Consider the following 5,306-nt stretch of genomic DNA (forward strand, 5'->3'; position numbering starts at 1 on the left):
TACCAAATTTTCTAGCTTCAGAATAAACTCCGCGCTGGATTAATTGCATAACTTCTGATCTCTTTTCATTTAACAAACTAATTAATGAAAATTTTACTATGTTTTCCCTTATGTGAGCTTCTATGATTGGATATAGTCTTCTGACTAATCCTGATTCGCTTCTCACAGTTTGATAAAAAGTGATAGGCTCTACTATTTTATATTTTGCATAGGCGTCTACTATGATGCGTTTTTGGTCTGCAGTTATTACCTCTCTTGGAGTTTTATCAGGGCTTAAATCTAAAACTCTCTTATCAAGAAATTCTACGTTATTTATAAATGGCAGCTTAAAATATAAACCGCTTTCCTTAATATCTCTTACTACTTTACCCAATTGTATAACTATTGCTTGCTTCGTTTCTTGCACCACAAACATTGAATTAAACAAGGCGATTAACACGACAACGAATACAGAAATAAAAGCAATTTTAATGTTACTGCGCATAACTATTTTCCCAAATTTGCAAGAGGTAGATAAGAAAACATACCTTTCAGATCATCAGTTACAACAAATTTATCTACTTTACTGAAAATATTTTCCATAGTTTCAAGATAAATACGGTTTTTAACCAGAGAAGGATTTTGCTTGTATTCTTTATAGAGAGACAAAAAGCGATTTGCATTACCTTCTGCTTCGTTTATTATTTCATTCTCATATGCTTCTGCGTCTAGTTTTATCTTTATTGCTTCACCTTTTGCTCGAGGTATAATATCGTTGCTATAAGCATATGCTTCGTTTATAGTACGCTCTTTATCCGCACGAGCACTTTGCACATCTCTAAATGAGCTAATTACTTTTTCTGGTGGGTCAATTTTTTTCATTTGGACAGATAAAATTTCTATACCCATTTGATATCCATCAAGAATCTGTTGCAGTAAAGTTCTAGTATCTATAGGAATTTCTTGTCTGCCTTGACCAAGTGCAAAAGAGATTGTATTTTTACCTATTATCTCCCTCATAGCACTTTCTGCAGCATTTTTAACACTAAAACCAGGTGTATAATCCCGCACTTTGAATAAATAATCTTTAGCATCTCTAACGCGCCACTGGACCTCAAAGTTGACGTTGACTATGTTCTCATCTCCAGTGAGCATCACACCTTCACCGCGGTCTGTGTCGCGTCCATAGGAACTGCTGACCCCAATTTCTTCACGATTTACTTCCTTGACGTTCACTTTAAAGACCTTGCCAATAGGGTAGGGGAAGTGATAGCGCAAACCAGGTGTTTCTGTGTTAGAATATTTGCCAAAAGTGAGTTCTATGCCTTCCTCGCTTGGGTGAACAATATAGAAGCCAGTGCAAGCATAGAAGAACAAAATAACAAAAATAATTAAATAAGGTTTTTTACCGCTGTTTCTTGTTAAGACATTAAAAAAGTACCTTATCTCGGATATAATTTTATTTAAAATATCTTCATTATCAGGAGTTTTATTCCTTATTGGTTTCTTTCCAAGATTCCAAGGATTATTCTCATCAAACATAATGATTAATTCTATAACTAATACGCTAATATTACTTCCTTAGTAGAAAAATGCAAGACTATTTTATTTACGAATTAATTATCAGATTGGAAGACATGATCATACACTTCCTTTTCTCTATGTAATATGGTTGACTCTATGGAATTTTCTGGTCTTCTTTTGAATTCCTTGTTGTCGTTTTTGAGGTGCACTATGTCTTCGTGAAAACCACTATAATCTTTTAATAATAGAATCGCTAAAATTACAGCAGTCAGTAAAAGAAACAATCTTTTTCTATACCTCATACAGTTCCAGCACCTTCTCCAGTCTCTTCATCCTTGTTATACCAGCGTCAAGCAAAATTATCCTTAGGTAAATGCACGCTGACAGTCAAATTAACACTAATTTAAGAATTGGGGATGTACAATATAAATATATTTAATTAATAGTGAGGTTTAAAATGCCAAGAGAAAACAATACATTAAATAATACTGTTGAAACCCAGTTGGGGCAAAAAATAGAATCGTTAGAGAAAGAAATAAAGTCATTAAGAAAGCAGAACCGGTTAAATAGTGGTATTATCGGACTGGGAGTAATTGGCTTGATAGGTTATATTATTGCAACTAACTGGTCAGCAATTGCTCCTGCTATTGCAACTGCAGGAACAGCTACAGTCGCTGCAGCACCAGTAATTGGGATCGTAATTGGAGCAATAATAGGGGCTGCTGTTTTGGCTGGTGCTTCTTACGCAGCATATAAACACAGAGCAGAAATAAAAGCAGGCTTCAAATATGCTGCAGAAAAAACAGTTGAAGGTGCAAAACATACTGCTGGTAAAATTAAAGCTGGTGCTGTGTATGTTAAGGATCCAGTGAAAGAAGGTTATGAACATTCAGTAGATTCACTGAAGAGAGGTGCTCATCTTGTACGTGATAGAATAGCAGACACAAGGAATGCACTTGCTGTAGCAATATATGATGATAGAGAGAAGTATGAAGATAGAAGTGAAGTTAAAGAAGCTGCTGCAAAGAGGAAAGAGGATCGCATTCTTAAGAGTTCACGTGAAATGCGTAATAACATGTTTTATGGTGATGCCAAACCTAAAAAATCTTTTTCATTACCATTATTCTCTCCACTGAAACAAAAATTTCAGCAACCTAGCAACTCACCAGATCCTGTAGAGACTGGAAGTACTCCCCCTAATTCAGGTCCTCAGAATTTTGCAACAATAGCAAGGAGACCAGGAGTTGCACGACGTCATAGTATTAGTGACCCTACTAAGGTGGAAACTCCAAAAGTACCAACTAGAAGTAACTCGCTTCCTGATTTAAGTATGGTTGGAAATGCGCCTAAAGAAAGTTCTTTGGAAGAAGCTTTTTTCAATGATCCTACCGTGAAAAAGCACTTGAAAAGCTTACATACGAGTAGTGCTTTCAGCAGCTCAGCTTCTGATGATGTAAGTGTTGTGCCTAAAAGTCCAACCAGTGGTTATGGTAGTAAGAAAAGCTCACCTATTTCTTCTGGTGGATCTACGCCAGGTAGTAGATTTGTTACAGCTAATTCTTCTGGTAAATCTACACCAACTTCTGGTCTTTCTAAGCCAGTTGATCACAAAGCACTCGCGAAAGAGTTGGAAGAACTAAGAAAATCATCTTCTACTTCTCGCAGTAATTCTCCTGATAGTGGAAGAGGTTCATCTGGTTCTTCTACGCCAATAGGAAGACAAAGTCCTGCACACGCGATGTTAACTGAGAAGAATGGTAGCGTAAAAACTCAAGCTGACTTGAGAAAGGCAGGTTCTCTAGACAAACTGGTGGGACAAAAGCCTTCTACAAAAATGTCTAAGCAAAAGTCTACGCCAGTGAGCGGACGTTTAGAAACATTAGTATAAGCAAACCCACCCACCTTCCCCACAAGGACGTTACTCATTGAGTAACGTCCTTTCTACTTTCTCTTGATGAATAAATCTAAGTAAAGTATAGTAGCAATGCGTTTATGTAGATTCTAATGAGTGGTTTAGTTTTGATTTATACGACTTTTGCAAGTTTAAAGGAGGCTAAAACTGTTTCTGAAGAATTGTTAAACGAGAAATCAATTGCTTGTGTAAACATATTTCCCGAGGTGAATTCTCTTTATTTATGGGAAGGTAAAATTAATAGTAGTTGTGAAATAGTAGCAATTATGAAAAGCAGAAACGATCAAGTTGATAAAGTTGTAGAAAAAATTGAAGCAATGCATTCTTATGATCAACCTGCTGTTGTAATAATACCTATAGAAAAGACAAATAAGTCTTTTACTAATTGGGTTAATAATGTTATTGATGTAAGCAGTATTGGGGTGTAGCCAAGCGGTAAGGCAGCGGTTTTTGATACCGCCATGCGAAGGTTCGAATCCTTCCACCCCAGCCATATTGAAGAGGGTGTGAAATGATATCACTTTTCTATAGATTAAGGTTATTAAGTTATATACTGGGCAACTTAAAGGACATAGTTGTCAAGCTATTCCTCCTTATAATATATCTTTATACATCCAGCGTTACGTTCATGTTTCTCAGCAATGGCTTTTGGTATGCTGTAGAATTTGGCTCTTTCAAAAGCGCATTTAACCATTTGTTTGAATATTGCAAGTGGTATTACGATAACAAAGATGACCTCGGTTATGGAGTTTATTTTAGAATATTAGTAGCGTTTCTTGCTCCGCATTTTCTCTATAGATTACTTCTCATTACCGGCTGGAAATCTTTTTTAAAGGAAAAAATAATGCAGATACTCAGGTTCATGATCAAAGACAAAAGGGGCAGTAAAGCAAGTTACAGGAGTAAAGCAAATGGTAGTAGTTATAACTATAGTAGCGAAAGTAGCTACAGCAGTAGCAGTCATTATGGTTACAATGATGAGCGCCATGCTCAAGAAAGGCGAAAAGTGGCCATGATAAGGCAACTGTTAGTCAAGGATATAGAGGAAACCATAGATAAAAGACTAAATGATATCTTTTTCGGTGAAAGGAGCAAGTCTCACTAGAAAAGCTTTATCTGGTTTTTTAGTATGGCTTTTTAGAATTGGCTGTATTTTATTTTTTACATATACCGGGTCATAATCAGCCAATATGCATGTGTGCACAAAATCTTGACTAAAATCCGATAACCAGGAAATTGCTTTCTGTTTTTCTACCAAGCTTTGTGTTTTTTTACAGTTGCTTGCTGCATCAATTACTGCCTGCCCTATTACTGATTTCCATAGTACATGATATCGTTGTATGTCATCTGGCATACTATCTGCTTCGTAATGGTGAAAAAATTCTTTGAAATTGAAGTTGTTTGACATAATGTACCTCCTTGATTTAGGTTAAAAATTTGCAGGGGATTGAAATTTTGTGCGAACGTTGTCTGCTGAGATAGGTGCCACCCTCTTTTGTCATTTCGGTGCTCCTTTTTCTTGTCATCTTAACCCCTACGATGTCATCTCAGTTTTCCATAAAATGGTGTATTTTAACATAACGTTTATACTCACCGACCCAATAAAATTCCTAGATTCCAGCGTCACGCGCTGGAATGACAAAGTTATGGGTGTCATCCAAGTAGCCTTTTTCTTGTCATCCCAGCACTTGATACTGGGATCTGGGATACTACTTTGGTAATAAATATTTAAGAAATTTATCAAACGAGAAAAAGGCAAAAGAAACCCTGGTCATTATTTATTTTCAGTATTGGCGTTTTTATGCCTTAAACGCTGCAACTTAGCTGCTTTTGAAGGCAACTAGTCTAAGCTATAATATTTAAGAAATTTACCAAACAGGAGAAAAAGACA

8 protein-coding genes and 1 tRNA gene are annotated in these 5,306 nt (G+C 36.1%); 4 read left to right on the plus strand and 5 right to left on the minus strand.

The annotated features are described in order from the left end of the window. From DM84_RS04705 to DM84_RS04715, 3 genes are all read right to left on the minus strand, one after another. A partial coding sequence (locus DM84_RS04705; protein WP_250778720.1) for an SPFH domain-containing protein occupies nucleotides 1-484 on the minus strand: 484 nt, incomplete at its 3' end. Between the two features lie 2 nt (nucleotides 485-486). Then, on the minus strand, nucleotides 487-1,521 hold the full coding sequence (gene hflK / locus DM84_RS04710) for an FtsH protease activity modulator HflK (protein WP_250778722.1): 1,035 nt from the start codon (nucleotides 1,519-1,521) through the stop codon (nucleotides 487-489). Nucleotides 1,522-1,595: 74 nt separating this feature from the next. Continuing rightward, on the minus strand, nucleotides 1,596-1,805 hold the full coding sequence (locus DM84_RS04715) for a hypothetical protein (RefSeq protein ID WP_250778724.1): 210 nt from the start codon (nucleotides 1,803-1,805) through the stop codon (nucleotides 1,596-1,598). A 155-nt stretch (nucleotides 1,806-1,960) separates the two neighbouring features. Between DM84_RS04715 and DM84_RS04720 the strand changes: the two genes are divergently transcribed. The 4 genes from DM84_RS04720 (at nucleotide 1,961) to DM84_RS04735 (ending at nucleotide 4,520) form a co-directional block, all read left to right on the plus strand. Further along, a complete protein-coding gene (locus DM84_RS04720; protein WP_250778726.1) occupies nucleotides 1,961-3,391 on the plus strand; it encodes an actin-bundling T4SS effector WalE1 family protein in 1,431 nt (476 codons plus the stop codon). Nucleotides 3,392-3,507: 116 nt separating this feature from the next. Next, nucleotides 3,508-3,843 (plus strand): divalent-cation tolerance protein CutA, encoded by a 336-nt coding sequence (cutA, locus tag DM84_RS04725; RefSeq protein WP_250778728.1) that lies wholly within the window; start codon nucleotides 3,508-3,510, stop codon nucleotides 3,841-3,843. Then, nucleotides 3,834-3,908: transfer RNA gene (locus tag DM84_RS04730), tRNA-Gln, on the plus strand. Before cutA ends, DM84_RS04730 begins: the two co-directional genes overlap by 10 nt. An 18-nt stretch (nucleotides 3,909-3,926) precedes the next feature. Further along, entirely contained in the window at nucleotides 3,927-4,520 is a 594-nt protein-coding gene (locus DM84_RS04735; RefSeq protein ID WP_250778730.1) for a hypothetical protein, read from the plus strand. Here DM84_RS04735 and DM84_RS04740 read toward each other — a convergent pair. Further along, nucleotides 4,479-4,823: a hypothetical protein gene (locus DM84_RS04740; RefSeq protein WP_250778732.1), complete on the minus strand. Its 345-nt coding sequence runs from the start codon at nucleotides 4,821-4,823 to the stop codon at nucleotides 4,479-4,481. The two genes, DM84_RS04735 and DM84_RS04740, sit on opposite strands and share 42 nt — an antisense overlap. Before the next feature lie 126 nt (nucleotides 4,824-4,949). Continuing rightward, the gene (locus tag DM84_RS04745) at nucleotides 4,950-5,174 is read right to left on the minus strand and encodes a hypothetical protein (protein ID WP_250778734.1); all 225 of its coding nucleotides are present in this window, start codon (nucleotides 5,172-5,174) and stop codon (nucleotides 4,950-4,952) included. Between the last annotated feature and the right edge of the window lie 132 nt (nucleotides 5,175-5,306).

The organism is Wolbachia pipientis, from assembly GCF_023661085.1.
Classification (GTDB): domain Bacteria; phylum Pseudomonadota; class Alphaproteobacteria; order Rickettsiales; family Anaplasmataceae; genus Wolbachia.

Bases quoted from the DNA above. Each gene is read 5' to 3' on its own strand.
- hflK (WP_250778722.1), bottom strand. From the start codon at position 1,521: ATGTTTGATGAGAATAATCCTTGGAATCTTGGAAAGAAACCAATAAGG.
- DM84_RS04715 (WP_250778724.1), bottom strand. From the start codon at position 1,805: ATGAGGTATAGAAAAAGATTGTTTCTTTTACTGACTGCTGTAATTTTA.
- DM84_RS04720 (WP_250778726.1), top strand. From the start codon at position 1,961: ATGCCAAGAGAAAACAATACATTAAATAATACTGTTGAAACCCAGTTG.
- cutA (WP_250778728.1), top strand. From the start codon at position 3,508: ATGAGTGGTTTAGTTTTGATTTATACGACTTTTGCAAGTTTAAAGGAG.
- DM84_RS04735 (WP_250778730.1), top strand. From the start codon at position 3,927: ATGATATCACTTTTCTATAGATTAAGGTTATTAAGTTATATACTGGGC.
- DM84_RS04740 (WP_250778732.1), bottom strand. From the start codon at position 4,823: ATGTCAAACAACTTCAATTTCAAAGAATTTTTTCACCATTACGAAGCA.